The following is a 17,822-nucleotide window of genomic DNA, read 5'->3' as shown; positions in this document are numbered from 1 at the left end:
GGCCTGCCGGCTTCTCTGTCGGTCGGGCCCGGCCGGGTACGGTCCACCGGCCCCGGCCATCGTAGCGACGCCTTGTCGGTTCGGTCCCGCGGGGTCTGTCAGGTGTGATCAAACAGGCACGTACGGGCTAGGGGGCTGTGCGCCGGGCGGGGTTCGGACGCCCGGCGCGCCCCGGTGTGTCCGTTGCGTCCTGGGGTAGTACGGGCGGAATTCAAAGCCTGTACCCCATTTGCGCCCTGGGCGAGGCTCGATGGAGGGCCGAGCGCCGAACCGGTCCCGCTTCTGTCCAGTCGATGCATGAAATTCACCCGTACGAGAGACATTTCGGGCGTGCAGTCGACGGGCGGGCAAGAAAGGGCAATACCTTCGCCCTAAATAGGAGGTTTGCTCCATGGGACTGCCTGTAAGGATCACCCGCTCGGCCATCCGGGGGACCGTTGCGGGCTGCGCCCTCCTGGTCACCATGACGCTGATGGGCTGCCCCGGCAAGGAGGCCACCACCGGCGTCCGCAAGGCCGGTGACGACTCGCGCTCCCCCCAGGCCGCCTCGTCGTCCACCGCCCCACCCTCGTCCGCCGCCGCCGGAACCTCCGCCGCCGCCCCCGTACCGCAGGCCGAGCCGCGCACCGTCCCCTCCGTGCGCAACTGGACCGGCCGCCCCGGCCCCGGCTGGCGCCCCGCCCCCGGCGCCCGCGTCGTCGCCGACCCCGGCGGCCCGCTCGCCGACGAGGCCCACAGCCTCGCCGACGGCCTGCGGCTCCCCTTCGCCCCCGCCCCCGCCCACCCCGGAGACGTGGAACTGGCCCTGCGCCCCGGCCAGGCCGGCGGCCCCGAGTCCTACGAGCTGATCACCGCCGACCGCAAGGTGCTGATCACCGCCCCCGACGAGGCCGGCGCCTTCTACGGCACCCGGACCGTCCTCCAGGCCGTCCGCACCGGCGGCGGCCTTCCCGAAGGCGTCGTCCGCGACGCCCCCGACCGCCCCCGCCGCGGCCTCAACATCGACATCGCCCGCAAGCACTTCCCCGCCGACTGGATCGAGGCCCGGCTGCGCGAGATGGCCGACCTCAAGCTCAACGAGCTCGGCCTGCACTTCTCCGACGACCAGGGCTTCCGCATCCAGAGCGACAGCCACCCCGAGGTCGTCTCGCCCGACCACCTCACCAAGGACGAGATCCGCCGCATCGTCGTCCTCGCCTCCTCCCTTCACATCACCGTCGTCCCCGAGATCGACTCGCCCGGACACCTCGGCGCGGTCCTCGGCCCCCACCCCGACCTCCAGCTGCACGACGCGAGCGGCACCGTCTCCCGCGGCGCCGTCGACATCGGCAACCCCGCCGCCGCCCGCATCGTCGACGACCTGATGCGCGAGTACGCCCCCCTCTTCCCCGGCCCCTACTGGCACCTGGGCGCCGACGAATACCGCGCCCTGATGGCCCGCGACCCGCAGGCCTCCTACCCGCGCCTGGCCCAGCTGGCCCGGCAGAAGTACGGAACCCAGGCGCGCGTCCAGGACCTGGCCACGGGCTGGCTCAACGACCGCGCCGCCGTCGTCCGCTCCCTCGGCAAACGCCCCCGCGCCTGGAACGACGGCTTCTTCCGGGGCGGCACCATCAGCCCCGACAAATCCATCGAGGTCGAATACTGGACCGGCAAGGAGCTCGGCGCGCGCGCCCCCCAGGAGTACCTGAACGAGGGACGCACCCTCGTGAACCTCAACGACGAATACCTCTATTACGTACTCGGCGAGCCCAACCAGTTCCGCTACCCGACCGGCGAGCGCATCTACCGCGAGTGGACCCCCGCCGTACTGCGCGGCACCACAGCCGTACCCGGCCCCGCCGCCCTGACCGGACCCGCCCGCGTCGTCGGCGGCAGGCTCGCCATCTGGTGCGACAGGGCCACGGCCCAGACCCCGGACCAGGTCGCCGCCGGCATCCGGCTGCCGCTCGCGGCCCTCGCCCAGAAGCTGTGGGACCCGCGCCCGCCCCGCCTCGCCTGGGCGCAGTTCACCGCACTGGCCCGGCAGGTCCGCGGCTGAATCGACCGGGTGTGCCCGCAGCCCCCTGGGCTACCCTCCCCCGGAGAACCGCTGCGCGCCCGGCGCGCCCCGCGCATCCGAACGAGGGCCCGATGAAGATCGAATTCCTGCTGCACAACGCGTACGGCATCGGTGGCACGATCCGCTCCACCGTCAACCTCGCCACCGCCCTCGCCGACCGGCACGAGGTGCGGATCATCAGCGTCAACCGCCCCGTGGACGAGCCCGAGCTGGCCATCGACCCCCGGGTGACCCTCACCCCGCTCGTCGACATGCGCGAGGGCACCGACGGCGACGAATACGCGGACCCCCTCAACCAGCAGCCCAGCGAGATCTTCCGCGACGAGCGCATCGACAACGGCCGGATGGCCGCCACCGCCCTCACCGACCGGCGCGTCGCCGCCCACCTCGCCGCCACCGACGCCGACGTCGTCATCGCCACCCGCCCCAAGCTCATCGGCTACCTCGCCAAGTACGGCGAGGGCCGCCCCTTCCTGCGCCTGGGCCAGGAGCACCTCACCCACGAGGCGCACGTGGCCGAGCTGCACGCCGTGATGGACCCGGCGATCTCCGCCCTCGACGCCTTCGCCACCGTCTCCGAAGCCGACGCCGGGCACTACCGCGACGCCCTGCCGGACGCCGAGGCCCGCATCCTCTGCATCCCCAACGCCGTCCCCGCCCCGGCCGCCGCCCCCTCCGACGGCACGTCGAAGACGATCGTCTCCGCCGGCCGCCTCGTCGGCGTCAAGCGCTACGACCGCCTCATCGCCGCCTTCGCCAAGGTCGCCGCCGAACGCCCCGACTGGAACCTGCGCATCTACGGGCGCGGCCCCGCCAAGCCGAAGCTGCGCAAGCAGATCGAGGCGCTCGGCCTCTACGAGCGCATCACGCTCATGGGCGCCCGCTCGCCCATCGAGACCGAGTGGGCCAAGGGCGCCGTCGCGGCCGTCGCCTCCGACGCCGAGTCCTTCGGCATGACCATCGTCGAAGCCATGCACGCCGGCCTGCCCGTCATCGCCACCGACTGCCCCTACGGCCCGCGCGAGATCCTCACCGACGGCACCGACGGCATCCTTGTCCCCCTCGACGACGCGGACGCCGTCGACGCCTACGCCGACGCACTGCTGCGCGTGACCGGCGACGCCGCCCTGCGCGAGCGCCTCGCCGAGGCCGCCCGCAGCGCCGCGCACCGCTACGAGCCCGCCGCCATCGCCGGGCGCTACGAGGAGCTCTTCGAGGAGCTGCGCCCCGGCTCGACCGCCGCCGCCCCCGCCAAGAAGGGCGGCCTCTTCCGCGGCCTCTTCGGCGGCGGCCGCAAGCAGCAGACCGCGGCTCCCCGCCCGCAGCGCAACGCCGCCCACCCCGAGGCCCGCTGCTCCGTCGAGGCCGACGGCTCGCTGACCGTCCGCATCCGCGCCGAGCAGCTCACCGCCGCCGACACCCACGTCCTGCTCCGCCACCGCGGCAGCAAGGGCAAGGAGACCGTGCGCGCCGCACTGCCGCAGGGCGGCCGCGAGCCGGGCACTTGGGTGGAGGCCCGCATCGACCGGGCCGCCCACGAGATGTCGGAGGGCCGCTGGGACACCTACGCCGAGCGCTCCGGCGACAAGTCCCGGCGCCGCCTGACCGCGGCCCTCGTCGAACAGAAGGCCCTGCTCGGCCTCTCCCTCGGCCACACCGCCAAGGGCGTGACGGCCTGGGTCCCGTACGAGACCACCGACGGCTTCCTCGCCGTGCGCACCTGGCTGCGCCCCCAGCACGCGGAGGCCGCCGAGGTCCGCACCGGCAAGGACGGCGTGACCGTCACGCTGACCGCCCACGGCTTCACCTTCGGCGAGGGCGCCGAACTGATCGCCCGCCTGCGCGGCGCCGACGGCTCCACCGCCGACGTGCACGGCCTGCTGGAGAACGGCACCGGCTTCCTGCCGTACGAGCCGATGGCCCGCCGCATCAACACGGGCGAGGAGCAGGACCTCTGGGACCTCTACGCCCGTCCGTCGTCGGGCGCGGCACTGGTCCGGGTCGGCCGCATCGCGGGCGACTTCGCCGACCGCAAGGGCGTCGACACCTTCCCGGGCGCCGTCCGCGGAGAGGTGCGGCTGCGGCCGTTCTTCACGGTGACCAACGACCTGACGGTCACGGTGAAGGACGTGGCGACGGAGGACTAGGGCGTGTCCTAGCGGAATCGGACGGAGGACGGCCGGGGCCGCCACCCCCCACAGGAGAGGCCCCGGCCGCCGTCCGATGCGAACCCTGGTGGGGTACGCACTACCTACAGCGCCGGGAATCGAAAATCCGTCACACCCACCGCCGCCGGGCCGCCGTCACCACGGCCGCGTAGTATCACCGGCTCAGCGTCGATTTCCCGCGGCCGGGGTCAAGGCCACCACATTGGGGGGTTCACCAGAGATGTATCCGTGCGGTCATTGCCGTGCCAGCGCCGTGGGCCCGGACGGGCGCTGCGCCGCGTGCGGCTCTTACCAGCGGCCGCAGCCGCAGCCCATGGGTGCGCCGCTGCCGCCCATGCCGCCGATGCCGCAGTACGGATACGCCGGACCGGGGATGCCCGTCGGCGGTGTGGACCTGCGGCGCGGGGTGCGGATAGCCCTGACGGTGATGCTGTCGGTGACGATCGTGACGATGCTGGGGCTGGTGGGGGCTCTCGGCGAGGAGCGGTCGGCACTCGAGGACGTGCTCGGTGGCAACGGCAGCCACGCCGACGCCGTCCAGCGGGTCGACGACGCGGCCTCCTTCTACAGCAGCATGAACGTCCTGTACCTCCTCTCCTTCCTCGCCACGGCGATCCTGTGGGTCATCTGGTTCCGCCGGGCGCGGCTCAACGCCGAGCTCTTCGCGCCCGGTACGCAGCGCTTCGGCAGCGGCTGGGCGGTCGGCGCGTGGGTCACCCCGGTCGTCAGCTTCTGGTTCCCCAAGCAGATGGCCAACGACATCTACCGGGCCAGCGCCCCGGCCGGCCCGCAGAGCGCCCCCAAGGGCCTGCTCAACGGCTGGTGGGTGCTGTGGAACGCGGCGACCGTGGTCAGCTTCGTCGGCACGGTGTCGGAGCGGATCATGGAGGTGAAGATCAAGAAGGCTGCCGAGTCCGGCGTCTACGGCGGTCCCGAGTGGCACGACGCCGTCGATGCCGCGAAGGGCGCCATGTCGCTCAGCGCCTTCGCGATGCTGCTGTACATCGCCGCCGGGGTCCTCGCCATCCTGGTCGTACGGCAGCTGACGCGGATGCAGGAACAGCGCGCGATGGCCGGACCGGCGGGGGTGCCCATGGGCGCTGGGCCGTACGGCAGCGTCGCGCCGATGCCAGGGATGCCGGGTATGCCGGTGCCGGGGATGCCGGGTGCGCCGGGTTCGGGCTATCCGCCCGCACCTCCTTACGGCGCCCCGCAGAATCCTTTCGGCAGCGGTCCGGCAGGCTACTGACCCGCAGGTTCGGTACGTGGTGCAGGATGAGAGCGTGCAGGGGGACGACGCTGAGCTGACCGTCGCGGTACGTGCGGCGCAGGACGGGGACGAGACGGCATTCCGTACGGTCTACCGGTCCGTGCATCCCCGGCTGCTCGGGTACGTGCGCACGCTGGTCGGCGACGCCGAAGCGGAGGACGTGGCCTCGGAGGCGTGGTTGCAGATAGCCCGGGACCTGGAGCGGTTCTCCGGCGACGCCGACCGCTTCCGCGGCTGGGCGGCCAGGATCGCCCGCAACCGGGCCCTCGACCACATACGCATGCGCGGCCGCCGCCCGGCGATCGGCGGCGACGAGAGCGAGCTGGCGGCCAGGCCCGCCGACACGGACACGGCGGGCGAGGCCCTCGAAGCCCTCGGCACCGGCCGCACCTTCGCCCTCATAGCCCAGCTCCCGCAGGACCAGGCCGAGGCCGTCGTGCTGCGCGTCGTCGTCGGCCTCGACGCGAAGAGCGCCGCCGGGGTGCTCGGCAAGCGGCCCGGCGCGGTGCGCACCGCGGCCCACCGGGGCCTGCGGAAACTGGCGGAACTGGTGACCGCGGGCGGCGGCACCGGGGCCACGACGGGCATGACGGACCCCGGACCGCACGACCGAGCACAGGGCGGCACCGGATCGGGCACCGGAGCGAGCGGATCGAGCGCTTCTGCCGGTGTGACGCAATTGCGCGCGCAGACGCAGAAGGACATGTGATGGCGGACGACCACCGGTACGACTGGCTGGATGACGACGCCGTGGAGCGGCTGCTGCGCGGCGAGCGCGTCGCCGACGACACCCCGCCCGCCGGAGCCGAAGAGCTGAGCGCGGCGCTGCTGTCCCTCACCGCCCACGAGCCGTCGCCCGGCAGCCCGCTGCCCGGCGAGGAGGCCGCGCTGGCCGCCTTCCGGCAGGCGCGCGCCCAGGCCCCCGCGCCTCGGGCGCGGTTCGGCGCGCGCGCCGGTGCTTTTGGCGAGCGCGCCGGTGCCGCCCGCTCCTTCCTCCGCCTGCCCGTCAGGACGGCGCTGGCCCTGACGCTTGCCGGATGCGCGGTGGGCGGCGTCGCCGTCGCCGCCGGCACGGGCGTGCTGCCCGGCCCCTTCGGCCGCGCCGGACGCGAGCCCGCACCCGCCTCCAGCGTGGCCGCGGCCGAGGACTCCGGTACGGAGACGGTGGCCCCCGGCACCGCCGGACCCGACGCCACCCCGTCGGGCGGCGCCACCGGCAGTGCCCGGCCCAGCGGGCGCCCGGACGCGCACACCACCCCCGGCTCCGGCCACGGCTCGCCCAGCGGCAAGGCGAGCGAGCCCGGCACCGGCCCCTCGGCGACCCCGCGGCACGACGGCGACGGCACCACCGGCAACGGCCACGACGGCCACGACGGCGACAACGGCACCGCCACCGGCACCGTCTGGGCCAAGCTCTGCCGCGACTACCTCGCCACCAGCCGCCAGGGCGGCACCGTCAACGAGGACGACGAACGCACCCTGGAGCGCACCGCGGGCGGCGGCCCGTCCGTCGTCCGCGAGTTCTGCGAGCGCCTGTTGGCCGCCCCCGACGGCAAGGGCGCCGCGGGCGGCGGCGGCACGGCCAGGGACGGCGGCGTCAAGCGCGACGGTTCCGGGATCCTGCCGCGCACGAGCAGCAGCGGCCTGCTCGTCCTGCCGGACGTCGCGACTCTTGGGGACCCCGGGAACGGCGCCGCGGCGACACCCGGGACCACGGGTGTGGCGTCGGGTGTGACGTTTTCGGGAGCGGTGGCGCTGTAAGAAGTGAGCCGACTGGTCATCGGCTGCGCAGGAGCCGGAGTTCCCCCCCATACAGCCGGCTCCCCGCGCATCCGGCGCGGGCGGGGCTCTTCCCCCGGCCCTGCCCGCGCCGCCCCTTTCCCTTGACGAGACCCTCGGTGCCGACGGCCGCCTTTGAGCGTGTGCCCGGCCCGTCCCCCGCCCCCGCCGCTACAGTCCGACATAGCGGAAACGAATCCGGCGGGAGGCGTGAACCATGACGCAATCAGCGCGAGGGGCACGGTCGACCGAGTCCGGGCTGCCCATCGAGCCCGTCTACGGACCGGACGCGCTGATCGGCTGGGAGCCGGCCGACAAGCTGGGCGAACCGGGCTCGTACCCCTACACCCGCGGCGTCTATCCGACCATGTACACCGGGCGCCCCTGGACCATGCGGCAGTACGCGGGCTTCGGCACGGCCGCCGAGTCCAACGCCCGCTACCGGCAGCTCATCGAACACGGCACGCACGGCCTGTCCGTCGCCTTCGACCTGCCCACCCAGATGGGCCACGACTCCGACGCGCCCCTGGCGAGCGGCGAGGTCGGCAAGGTCGGCGTGGCCGTCGACTCGGTCGAGGACATGCGGGTCCTCTTCGACGGCATCCCGCTCGGCGAGGTCTCCACCTCCATGACCATCAACGCCCCGGCGGCACTGCTGCTGTTGATGTACCAGCTGGTGGCGGAGGAGCAGGGCGTCCCGGCGGAGCATCTGACGGGCACCATCCAGAACGATGTCCTCAAGGAGTACATCGCCCGCGGGACGTATATCTTCCCGCCCCAGCCGTCACTGCGGCTGACCGCCGACATCTTCCGCTACTGCCGCACCGAGCTGCCGCGCTGGAACACCATCTCCATCTCCGGCTATCACATGGCCGAGGCCGGCGCCTCGCCCGCGCAGGAGATCGCCTTCACGCTCGCGAACGGCATCGAGTACGTCCGTACGGCCGTCGCCGCCGGCATGGACGTCGACGACTTCGCCCCGCGGCTCTCCTTCTTCTTCGTCTCCCGGACGACGCTGCTGGAGGAGGTCGCGAAGTTCCGCGCGGCACGCCGCATCTGGGCCAGGGTGATGAGCGAGGACTTCCGCGCGCGCAACCCCAAGTCGATGATGCTGCGCTTCCACACCCAGACCGCGGGCGTGCAGCTCACCGCCCAGCAGCCCGAGGTCAACCTGGCCCGCGTCACCGTCCAGGCCCTTGCGGCCGTCCTCGGCGGCACCCAGTCCCTGCACACCAACTCCTACGACGAGGCCATCGCCCTGCCCACGGACAAGGCGGCCCGCCTCGCCCTGCGCACCCAGCAGGTGCTGGCCTACGAGACGGACGTGACGGCCACGGTCGACCCGTTCGCGGGCTCGTACGCGGTGGAGTCGCTGACCGACGACATGGAGTTCGCCGCCCTGGAGCTGATGGACGAGGTGGCCGACCGCGGCGGCGCGGTCGCCGCCATCGAGCTGGGCTTCCAGAAGTCCGAGATCGAGCGCAACGCGTACCGCATCGCCCTGGAGACGGACCACGGCGACCGCGTCGTCGTGGGCGTCAACCGCTTCCAGCTGGCGGAGGAAGAGCCCTACGAGCCGCTGCGCGTGGACCCCGCCATCGAGGCCCGCCAGCGCGAGCGCCTGGCCCGGCTGCGGGGGGAGCGCGACGGCAAGGCGGTGACCGCAGCTCTGTCCGAGCTGAGGCATGCGGCGGAGGGCACCTCGGAGAACGTCCTCTATCCCATGAAGGAAGCCCTGCGGGCAAGGGCGACGGTGGGGGAGGTGTGCGGGGTGCTACGGGGGGTGTGGGGGAGCTACGTGCCGACGGAGTAGGCCAAACTGGTGATATGTCCTCTCCCCGCCGAACCTGCCCTGTCTGCGCCCGCGAGATCGCCGTGGTCGGCGGCCGCTACGCCCGCCACGACCCCCCGGGCCGCCGCGTCTCCTACGACCTGGTCTCCTGCCCGGGCTCCCGCCGCTCGGCACCACTGCTGTCGACGGCACCGAGGTTGTTCGACCCGGAGGAGCCACCTATGGAGGGGCAGGGGCAGTTGTTTTAACGGGGGCGCGAAAATCAGCCCGTCCGGCGATTGAGGACCGGGGGTCCGGGGGCGGAGCCCCCTTGGGGGCACCTCCCAGCGGTAGCTGGGGGAGGGAAGGGGCGGGGCTGGGGAATGAACCGCCGGAGGCGCCTACCCCCGGCAGAGAGTGTCCCGCTCCGGCCGCTTCCCAGTGGTGAGGAACGTAGTGACCGCCTCGTCCCCGCAAGCATTCTCGCCCGCCAGATAGACCCCGTGCCCGCCGGAGTCGACGCTGACGAGCCGGGCCCGATCGCCGAAGGCCTCGCGCATCTTCAACGCCCCGCGATAAGGCGTAGAAGGATCCCGCAAGTTCTGAACCATCAGCACATTCGACGGCCCCGCATCCGTAATCCGCACCGGCTTCTCGGCAGGCGCAGACCAGAACGCACACGGCGTGACGTTGACCGGCTGCCCGGCAGTGAGCGGATGCGCCACCCGGTCGGCGGCCACGGCCCGCGCGTAGGACGGGACCGACCGCGGCCACTCCACGTCGTTGCAGAGCACCCCCATCGTGATGGCGGCGTCACTGTCCGGGAGGATCACCGGCGAGCCGGGCGCCTCCTTCCCGTCCCGCACTGCCGCGATCAACTCCGCCAGCCCGGCGAAGGAACGGTCGCCGTAGAGGGCATGCTGCAGCGCCTGCCTCAGGTGGTTGCCGTTCAGCGGCTGCCCGCCGGCGAACTTCCCCGGCGTCCGGTCGAGCTTCGCGGCGAGACCGAGGACCATCGGCCGTACGTCCTCGGCGCGCTCGGCGAGCCGGTGCCCCGCGTCCCGCGCCGGGTCGGCGGCCCACGCGGCGAAGTCGGGGAACCGGTCGTCCGCGCCGCCCGCCATGTTCGCCATCCACCCGCGCTCGACCCGCGCCGGGTCGGGGTCGCCGCTGCTGTCCAGCACCCAGCGGTCGGTGTGCTCGGGGTACTTCTGCGCGTAAACGGCCCCGACGTACGTCCCGTACGACACGCCCCAGGCGGACAGCTTCTCCTCGCCGAGGGCCTGCCGGAGCCGGTCGATGTCGCGGACCTCGTTGGCGGTGGAGAACGACCGCAGCACGTCGCCGCCGTTGCGCAGGCACGCTTCGGCGGTGCGGCGGGAGCGTGAAACGTTGTCGTCGATGTGGCCGTCAGCGCTCGGCCACTCCAGCAGATGCGTCAACTCCCGGTCGTCGTCGTTGAGTCCGCACTGCGCACGGGTGCTTCCGCCCGCGCCCCGCGGGTCGAAGCTGACGATGTCGTACGCACCGTGGGTGGCATCACGGACGGCCTGCCCCTGCTCGGCCAGCTCGTCCCGACCGGAACCCCCGGGCCCGCCGGGTATGAGGAGGAGGGTGCCGCGCCGGGCCTGCGCGTTGTTGCTGCGCAGCCGGGAGACGGCAAGCGTGAGGTGGCGGCCGCCGGGCTTGCGGTAGTCGAGGGGGACGGTGAGGTCGGCGCACTCGCGGTCGGATGCGCCGACGCAGGGTTTCCAGGCGAGGGAGGGCGCGGGGGTCGTGGGGGTCGAGGCGCGGGCGGGCGCGGCGAGAGTGGCGGCGACGGCGGCGGTGGCGAGGGCGACGAGGATGGACTTGCGGCTTCCATGTGACATGGGCGCAAGGATGGTTGAGGCCTACCGCCTTGCCCATCCGGCAGACCGTTCCCCTAAGGGTGGGGATAACCCGAGGCCTCGCGCACAGGGACCGACTGATGGGGCGACCGGGGACATGTGTCGGCCGGCCGCCCCGCGCAGTGCTGCGCTGGCGGCTACTCGCCGCCCTCGTCGAGCGGACGCACGAACTCCAGGGTCCAAGTCTCCTGGAACTCGGGCTTGGGCGGGACGAGTTCAATCTGAGCGCCACGGTGCCCGGCACGCAGAGCGAGCCCCTTCTCCGACAGGATCTTGACCCCGCCGATGACCGGTTCGAACGTGAACTTCGCCCACTCGGGGCGCGGAATACCGTTGACCCAGAGCCTGTCTTCGGGAATGACGAGCCCCGCCGACTCGTGGTAGGCGAGGTGGATCACATACGGCGATCCGGGCACGGGCTCGGCGGGCACGATGGCCCACTCCTGCTCGATCGGCAGCGGGTTCATACGGTCGACGATGACGGGAGCGCCGTATTTGACGGCGTGCTCGGTGGCCGTCACCAGGGCGCTTGGCCCGATGATGTGGGCGTGGATCTTGTAGACGCCAGGCTTTACCGGGATCGGAGGCATGTGGGGGACTTCCTCTCGCTCGGCTCACTTGAACCGGCGGCGGGTCACCGCCGGTACGGGTCCCACCCTTACCGTCGGTACGGCTGCCGCACAGAGCGGGATATCGCCAAGTCGAGTACGGCTTGGACCGCTCGTCCACAGTTGCGAATCCGGCTCCCTCATGCCCGTAATCTGCCGCCTTTTATGCTGTCGAGGAGCGAGGCCCAGGCGGGCTGGGTGGTGGCGATGACGGTGCGGGGGCGGTCGCTCTCACGGAGGCGGATGTGGTGGGTGGGGGTCGGGGAGACTTCGACGCAGGCGCCCTCTCCGCCAGCGCTATATGAGGACTTGCGCCATGCAAATTGAGGCATTTCATTCCTGTCGCAGTTCGTACAAGACGTGTTGAAGCAAGCTCAGTGAGTCCTGGGTTTCCTGTCGCTCAGGGGCAGCCTCCGGGTCGATCGGGGCGAGAGCCTGGGAAGCGAGTCGCTCAAACATTCTTGCGTAGTCCGTGATGCTGTCGCCATCGTCAATGAAGTCAGCGTTGGTCGGATGCTCACGGTACAAGGTGTCCAACTCAGGTGTCGGGCCGTCGAAGAGGATGAAGCTACGGGCGTACGTTGAGTACGGACCCATCTCGAACGGGAAGACCTGCAGTGTCACGTTGGGAAGGCGGGCCATCTCGATAAGCCTGAGCAGCTGCTTGCGCATGATCTTCGTGTCACCGACACGCATACGCAGGGCGGACTCGGGAATCACGGCATGGTAGTTCTGCAAACCGGCTAGGACTTGCTGGCGATCGAGTCTGAACTTCACCCAGTGCTCGACGAGTTTATGATCCGGGTCGATATTAGAGATCACAGCACGAGCGTAATCCTCGGTTTGGAGCATGCCCGGGATCAGCGAGGATTCGTGGGCGCGAATGCTGGTAGCCCGCGACTCCAGCTCTGCAAGGTCGAGTGTCCTGCGTGCCAGCGTGTCCCTGTAGCTGTCCCACCAGCCCTTGCCTCGGTCATGAGCCATGGCCATCAACGCTTCGAAGAGCGGACCGTCCTCGCAGCCGTAAGCACGTAGCAACTTGTATAGGCCGTTGCGCGGCACGTCGACACGACCGGCTTCGATGTGGCTGACCCGAGAGCGGTCGGCTTCCAAGAGCGCAGCTACATCGTCTCCGGACATCCGTGCGCGTACCCGAAGTTTCCGCAACTCCGCGCCGAGGCGGCGCTGCCGTTCGCTTGGTGTGGTCCTCGGTGGCATGTGTCCTCCGTAAGGGGTTTGGGCGCAGTGTTTCGCTGTGGCGCCATGCCGGTCCACCGGGTCGTTCGAACGTCACTCTTGCGGGGGGCTTTCGGCGGACAAGGTTGGAACAGTGTCACTGCTGCCCGTACCGTCGAGGAGCGGAAGTGCACCAGTCCCAAAGACAGTTGAGGCTGGCATTGACACCGCACACGCCCTCGGGCGCCCGGACACTCGCCGTCCCCGGGAGGACGCGCATGAACACACCCGCCACCCCCGACTGCTCCCTGGTCTTCCCGCCGGACCCCGCATGGGTGAGGGCAGCCCGCGAGGCGGTGAGGAGCCTGCTGGCGGCAGCACACAGAACTGAGCTGACGGACACGGCACTGGTACTGACCTCGGAGGTGGTCACGAACGCGGTCAACGCCTGCCAGGCGCAACATTGCAACGCGCCGGTGAGGCTCAACGCGGAGTGGACGCAGCGACAGCAGCTCCACGTGCTCGTACACGACAAGGCCCCCGGATTGCCGATGCGCCGCGGCGCCAGTTGGCCGCCCGACGCGGAATCGGGCCGGGGCCTGACGCTGATCGCGCACAGCGCGGACGCATGGGGGGTGTGCGAGAGCGGTGGAGACAGGGGCAAGGCGACCTGGTTCGTATTGGGCGTACGACCGGCCAAGGCGAGGTCGCTCGTAGGGTGCACGGACTGCAAGAAGCTGGAGACAGCGCGGCGCAGAGCAGTGGCAAAGGGCGAAGAGACCCGCATCGTGGAGGCGACGATCGCGGTGCGCAGCCACTTCCGCCACGCGCATCTGATGCGGGGCGAGCTGTGGTGACCGACTGCCGGCATGGCGCGAACTGGCGGCACCGGGCGGGCGAATCCCGCTGCGAGGCGTGTGGGACGCGCCGCTTCACCGACTACGCAGCGCTGCGCCCGCCGGGCCTGCCGGAAGCTGTCGGCCGACTGACCGTGTCACCGGTCCGTCATGCCGGTGTCGCGGTTCTGTATGGGCGGACTGGTCATGATCATGACGCTGGTAGATTCCAGCCGCCGGGTTCAAGATCAAGTACTCGGTGGACCATGTTTTTGAGGAGCAACAAGTGAGTTCTGCAATTCGGGGGAAGAGCGTGGGCAAGCGCACAGCTGCCGTGGCCGGAGTGCTGGTGGCCGCGGCGATCGGCGCGGGGGCCCTGGCGGCCCCGGCGTACGCCGACGACGTCTACGGCCACTGCACGGGTGAGGGAGTCCGCATCCGCGCGGCGGCCAGCACCTCCAGCTCGGTGGTCGGCCTTTGCTACAGCGACCACCGCCTGGCCCACCGGGACGTCTCGGCCGACGGCCAGTGGGACAAGATCTACGACGTGAACACGGGCACGTCCGGCTGGATCTCGCACGGCTACTGGAGCTGGTAAACACTGAGGCGGGGCCACGGATTTCCGTGGCCCCGCGACTCGGTTACTCCACAAAGTCGTTGGGGTCGGGCGGATACATGTCGGCGTAGGGACAGGGCTCCCCGGTACTGGTGTCGAGCCCGGCAAAGTACCGCCGTTGCTGCTCACGCCAGTGGACGAACGGCCGGACACGGCCCCAGAGGCTGTCGTCGCTGAGCGGATTCTCATCGATCTCGGCGAGCATCAACCGCCGTAGGAACTCCGCCATGCCACACCGGTAGAGCCGCCAGTTCGGATCCCCGTCCACAGCCCACACGATGACAGGCCACTGATCGGGATCGCTCCCGTCCCTCAGCCATCCCAGCAGACTCCCATTGCAACCGGTACCCCAAGCGAGCACGGCCTCAGCTGTGAGCGGGCTACCGACCACCTCACCACCCCGGTCCATGTCCCACATCTCCTGCATGGTGGGCGTCTCATCGGCGAAGGTGGCTATCCACTGCACACGTTGCTTCTTGTAGAGGACGGGCCGCAAGATCCCGAGCTCGTAGATGGCACCGCAGCCGTAGAGGCCCATGAACGCGCGATAGTCGCTGGGCAGCCGCATACCCAACTCGACCTCGACGGCGCCCCAGTCGAGCTCCTCATCCCTGCCGAACTCGGTCGGAAGGATCCGAGCGAGCGCATCGATGTCGGGGTGAGTGAGCATTGGGGGTCCTGGTTGTGTGAGCGAGCGGGATGAAACGCCTACTTGAAAGGCAGGTTGAGCCATGGACTACTGGGATCAGTGACCAGGATCCGATGGGCTTCGAGCATGTCTTGGTACCAGCCGCCGAACTCCTCCTCATCGAAGTGGAGGCAGCGGCCGAGGATATAGCCAGCGGAGAAGTCCTCCCATGAGGAGTAGCTGACCTGGGCGGCCCGCCCGGCCCGGACCACAGCGTTCTGAGCCTCGGCCGGGTCGCAATAGCGGGCTCCCAAACCCCAACGCGCCATCTTCGATGCCCGGCCGAGATGCCAGGCTGCGACCGAGCGCACCTGCTTGCTTTCCCCAAGAAGTCCGTCGGCGCGGAACCGCGCTTCGTAGCGCGCTATTCGGCCAACGAGTTTGTGTAGTCTGCCGACTTCGGCACCGGCGTCCTTCTCGCCTTCACGGTGGCGAACCACGCGCTCGATCACCTCGCGCCAGTGTGACGGCTCGACCATGCCTCCGTACTCCCGCGCAATGGCCCGCCGCACCTGGAGTACGAACTCCCAGGCAGACTGAGAGACGTTCGTCTGCAAAAGACCCTCTATCGCCTCCAGCCAGTCCGCACGTGAGGCGATGCCCCACCACTCCTGTAGGCGCTCCCGTTCGCGGGGAAACCCCGTGCCGTGCCAGCCCATGGCGTTCCACAGCGAGCCATTGCTGACGCACAGCAATGCACCACAGGCCAGTCCGTGGGCAACGAGTCCATGCAGCGGACCGCCCACCCACAGTGTGCGTAGTGCCCCCGAGCAGTCATGCGACACCCTTTGGGCATGCTGCTGCCACATGAACCGGTCTTGGGGGCGGGCAGGAAAGTAGGCCTCGCATGGAGAGCCGGGATTGATGGCCAGCCAAGCGGCGGGGTCGGCCCACTTGTCAGCGGTCGCGGCGAGGTCGGTCCGGAAAAAGACCGGGTCGGACACTGGTGGGGGCAGCATGCCGTCGGTCAGAAAGGTATAGCAAAGCCTGCCAGCCTGGCGCTGCCAGTATGGGGTTCGAGTAACGTACCCGGGATTGGCTTCCGCGAAGCCTCGAGGCATCGCGTGATAGAGATGCGCGTCAGCGAGGACGTCAAAGTACGAGGCCCAGTCGCCGCGCATCTTCGCCTCGTACAGCCGATGCTCGACATCGGTAGGCGCCTGCCACGGTGGAAACGGTGGCGGCTTCGGTATCTCCATGGGGAAACTCTATGTCGGCGGGGATGCGGCACTCTTGGCTGGTCAGGCCCTCCGCCGCCGAGCGAACAGCACCCCGCCGACGATGGTCAGAACCACCGCTGCACCGGCACCGGCTACGAGTACGTTGCGTTGCGAAAACAGGCTGGAATCGTGGTGTTTGGTTGCCTTGGATGCGCTGTCGCCTCTCAGCCTTGACGAGGAACCGTCGGACTCCGCAAGTGGGTTCACATCCGGGGGACCAGGATCCCCAGGATTCTGCAGGGCGATACGCGGCCGGACCACGCCGTACCCGACGGTGTCGCTGCGCTTTTCGCCACTCTTCGGCCCACCGGCGGTGTTGATGAGAACGCGAAGCACTTGGTTGGCGGTCCAGGTGGGGTGCACGGACCAGACGAGGGCGGCGGAGGCGGAGGTGAGGGCGGTGGCGTCACTGGTGCCGTGACTTTTGCAGAGCTGGGTGCCGCCTGCGCAGGAGGTGACAATTTCGTCGCCAGGTGCAGCGAGGTCCACTTGAGGGCCTCGTTCTGATTCCTTGGTCGCTGCGCCAGTTCGATCGACTGCTGCAACGCCTACGACCCCAGGCAGTGCCGCCGGGTACTCAACCGGGTTCCCCTCTTCTCCGCTATTTCCGGCACCTGCGAAGATAAGTTTGCCCTTCTTCAGTGCATATTGGACCGCGGTTGAGACCTGTTCGCTTTCCTCTGGGTTTGCCAGTGAGATGTTGAGGATCTTTGCGTCAGTGTCAGCCGCATATCGGATCGCATCACTCAGGGTTGCCGTAAATTCCTGCGATCCTTCGGCTTGGTTCCTGGCCACAGAGCCGTCAGCCACTCGTAGGGGGAGAATCTTGGCTCCTGGTGCGAGACCAAATGCGCCATTTCCGTCGGCCCGCTTTCCGGTGCCAGCGATAAGTGTTGCCATCTTCGTGCCGTGATTGAAGGCATCGGCATGTGCACCACCAGCCTGGTGCGAGAAGTCTCGCCCTTCAAGTACCTGACCTTGAAGGTCTGCCAGCGACGTGTCCACCCCCGTGTCGATTACTGCGACGGTGATGCCCTGACCGGTGCTGATCTTCCACATTGCGTCTGCCTGCATCACGTCGAGATGCCATTGCCGAGAGCGGATCGTATCTGCCTGAGCGGGCGTGACCGACGAGGTGATTACGACCACGCTTGCAGCGGCAGTAATGACACTGGTCCACCGACCGAACCTACGGCGGGTACTGCTATGCATGCCGTATTCCTTCTAGACGTTGGGATTTCAGTCGATGACTCCTGGTACCACTCGTCCGCTGCCCTGCGACCAAGTCTCCTCGTCTTCAACTAGGTAGTCGGGCCGCTGGCCACCACGCCCGCGCCGAGAGGATGAACTGCCGCCAGACGGTGGTACTGGAAACGCTTGTGGCTGCATGCCGCCTTGCCTGAGCAAGTCACTGCCAGACGTGGGGCGGTTCCGAACCAATCCCGTTCCACCAGGGGTGAAGGGTCTGTCGTCGGACGCACCAGGGCGCTGCATAGTCCGGCCTCCGACAACCCCGCCGGGCTCGCTGACCAAACGCCGTCCGCTACCTGTGCCTGACCTGCTGCCTCCCGGACCGGCCGAGCTGCCGAAAGCAGGCCCGGACCCCATTGGTAGACGTCCTTGGGCTTGACCTCGGCCTGGATCTTCGCCAATGACTGTGCCACGCGGAATCTGACCGGCAGGTCGTTCCGACTGGGGAGGAGCCGGGCGCCCGCCGACAATGCCCGGGTCGGGTGCTT

17 protein-coding genes are annotated in these 17,822 nt (G+C 69.8%); 10 read left to right on the top strand and 7 right to left on the bottom strand.

The features are described from left to right. Positions 1-391: 391 nt before the first annotated feature. From FHS39_RS03625 to FHS39_RS03595, 7 genes are all read left to right on the top strand, one after another. Positions 392-2,041, top strand: coding sequence for a beta-N-acetylhexosaminidase (locus tag FHS39_RS03625; protein WP_184346248.1), 1,650 nt, complete (start codon positions 392-394; stop codon positions 2,039-2,041). Positions 2,042-2,133: 92 nt separating this feature from the next. Then, the gene (locus tag FHS39_RS03620; RefSeq protein ID WP_184346247.1) at positions 2,134-4,209 is read left to right on the top strand and encodes a glycosyltransferase; all 2,076 of its coding nucleotides are present in this window, start codon (positions 2,134-2,136) and stop codon (positions 4,207-4,209) included. A 364-nt stretch (positions 4,210-4,573) separates the two neighbouring features. Beyond that, positions 4,574-5,479 carry a DUF4328 domain-containing protein gene (locus FHS39_RS03615; RefSeq protein WP_184346246.1) on the top strand — a complete coding sequence of 302 codons (906 nt, stop codon included), beginning with the start codon at positions 4,574-4,576 and terminating at the stop codon, positions 5,477-5,479. Positions 5,480-5,513: 34 nt separating this feature from the next. Further along, positions 5,514-6,209 carry a sigma-70 family RNA polymerase sigma factor gene (locus FHS39_RS03610; protein WP_184346245.1) on the top strand — a complete coding sequence of 232 codons (696 nt, stop codon included), beginning with the start codon at positions 5,514-5,516 and terminating at the stop codon, positions 6,207-6,209. Beyond that, positions 6,209-7,261 carry a hypothetical protein gene (locus FHS39_RS03605; protein WP_184346244.1) on the top strand — a complete coding sequence of 351 codons (1,053 nt, stop codon included), beginning with the start codon at positions 6,209-6,211 and terminating at the stop codon, positions 7,259-7,261. The genes FHS39_RS03610 and FHS39_RS03605 overlap by 1 nt, the downstream gene beginning before the upstream one ends. A 235-nt stretch (positions 7,262-7,496) precedes the next feature. Beyond that, on the top strand, positions 7,497-9,092 hold the full coding sequence (locus FHS39_RS03600) for an acyl-CoA mutase large subunit family protein (RefSeq protein WP_184346243.1): 1,596 nt from the start codon (positions 7,497-7,499) through the stop codon (positions 9,090-9,092). A gap of 14 nt (positions 9,093-9,106) precedes the next feature. Next, positions 9,107-9,319 carry a hypothetical protein gene (locus FHS39_RS03595; RefSeq protein ID WP_184346242.1) on the top strand — a complete coding sequence of 71 codons (213 nt, stop codon included), beginning with the start codon at positions 9,107-9,109 and terminating at the stop codon, positions 9,317-9,319. Positions 9,320-9,451: 132 nt separating this feature from the next. Here the strand turns inward: FHS39_RS03595 and FHS39_RS03590 are convergent, their stop codons facing one another. The 4 genes from FHS39_RS03590 to FHS39_RS03575 all read right to left on the bottom strand — a co-directional run bounded on the left by FHS39_RS03590 (position 9,452) and on the right by FHS39_RS03575 (position 12,765). Next, the gene (locus FHS39_RS03590; protein ID WP_184346241.1) at positions 9,452-10,921 is read right to left on the bottom strand and encodes an alpha/beta hydrolase; all 1,470 of its coding nucleotides are present in this window, start codon (positions 10,919-10,921) and stop codon (positions 9,452-9,454) included. 155 nt (positions 10,922-11,076) lie between these two features. Beyond that, positions 11,077-11,529, bottom strand: coding sequence for a hypothetical protein (locus tag FHS39_RS03585; RefSeq protein ID WP_184346240.1), 453 nt, complete (start codon positions 11,527-11,529; stop codon positions 11,077-11,079). A 158-nt stretch (positions 11,530-11,687) separates the two neighbouring features. Further along, positions 11,688-11,879, bottom strand: a complete 192-nt coding sequence (locus FHS39_RS03580; protein WP_184346239.1) for a DUF397 domain-containing protein — start codon at positions 11,877-11,879, stop codon at positions 11,688-11,690. Between the two features lies 1 nt (position 11,880). Continuing rightward, positions 11,881-12,765, bottom strand: coding sequence for a helix-turn-helix domain-containing protein (locus FHS39_RS03575; protein WP_184346238.1), 885 nt, complete (start codon positions 12,763-12,765; stop codon positions 11,881-11,883). Between the two features lie 236 nt (positions 12,766-13,001). Here FHS39_RS03575 and FHS39_RS03570 point away from each other — a divergent pair, with 236 nt between their 5' ends. From FHS39_RS03570 to FHS39_RS03565, 3 genes are read left to right on the top strand one after another with little or no spacing between them, the layout of a single operon-like run. Then, positions 13,002-13,580 carry an ATP-binding protein gene (locus tag FHS39_RS03570; RefSeq protein WP_184346237.1) on the top strand — a complete coding sequence of 193 codons (579 nt, stop codon included), beginning with the start codon at positions 13,002-13,004 and terminating at the stop codon, positions 13,578-13,580. Beyond that, a complete protein-coding gene (locus FHS39_RS25945) occupies positions 13,574-13,849 on the top strand; it encodes a DUF6255 family natural product biosynthesis protein (RefSeq protein ID WP_221462282.1) in 276 nt (91 codons plus the stop codon). The genes FHS39_RS03570 and FHS39_RS25945 overlap by 7 nt, the downstream gene beginning before the upstream one ends. Continuing rightward, entirely contained in the window at positions 13,846-14,157 is a 312-nt protein-coding gene (locus FHS39_RS03565) for an SH3 domain-containing protein (RefSeq protein ID WP_184346236.1), read from the top strand. The genes FHS39_RS25945 and FHS39_RS03565 overlap by 4 nt, the downstream gene beginning before the upstream one ends. A 43-nt stretch (positions 14,158-14,200) precedes the next feature. Here the strand turns inward: FHS39_RS03565 and FHS39_RS03560 are convergent, their stop codons facing one another. From FHS39_RS03560 to mycP, 3 genes are read right to left on the bottom strand one after another with little or no spacing between them, the layout of a single operon-like run. Beyond that, the gene (locus FHS39_RS03560) at positions 14,201-14,845 is read right to left on the bottom strand and encodes an SMI1/KNR4 family protein (protein ID WP_184346235.1); all 645 of its coding nucleotides are present in this window, start codon (positions 14,843-14,845) and stop codon (positions 14,201-14,203) included. Positions 14,846-14,883: 38 nt separating this feature from the next. Continuing rightward, the gene (locus FHS39_RS03555) at positions 14,884-16,062 is read right to left on the bottom strand and encodes a DUF1266 domain-containing protein (protein WP_184346234.1); all 1,179 of its coding nucleotides are present in this window, start codon (positions 16,060-16,062) and stop codon (positions 14,884-14,886) included. Between the two features lie 42 nt (positions 16,063-16,104). Next, positions 16,105-17,295 carry a type VII secretion-associated serine protease mycosin gene (gene mycP / locus FHS39_RS03550; RefSeq protein WP_184346233.1) on the bottom strand — a complete coding sequence of 397 codons (1,191 nt, stop codon included), beginning with the start codon at positions 17,293-17,295 and terminating at the stop codon, positions 16,105-16,107. Positions 17,296-17,822 lie beyond the last annotated feature (527 nt).

Origin of the sequence: Streptomyces olivoverticillatus (assembly GCF_014203555.1) — a bacterium.
In the GTDB taxonomy this organism is placed as follows: Bacteria; Actinomycetota; Actinomycetes; order Streptomycetales; family Streptomycetaceae; genus Streptomyces; species Streptomyces olivoverticillatus.
This window is presented reverse-complemented; position numbering and strand designations above follow the sequence as displayed.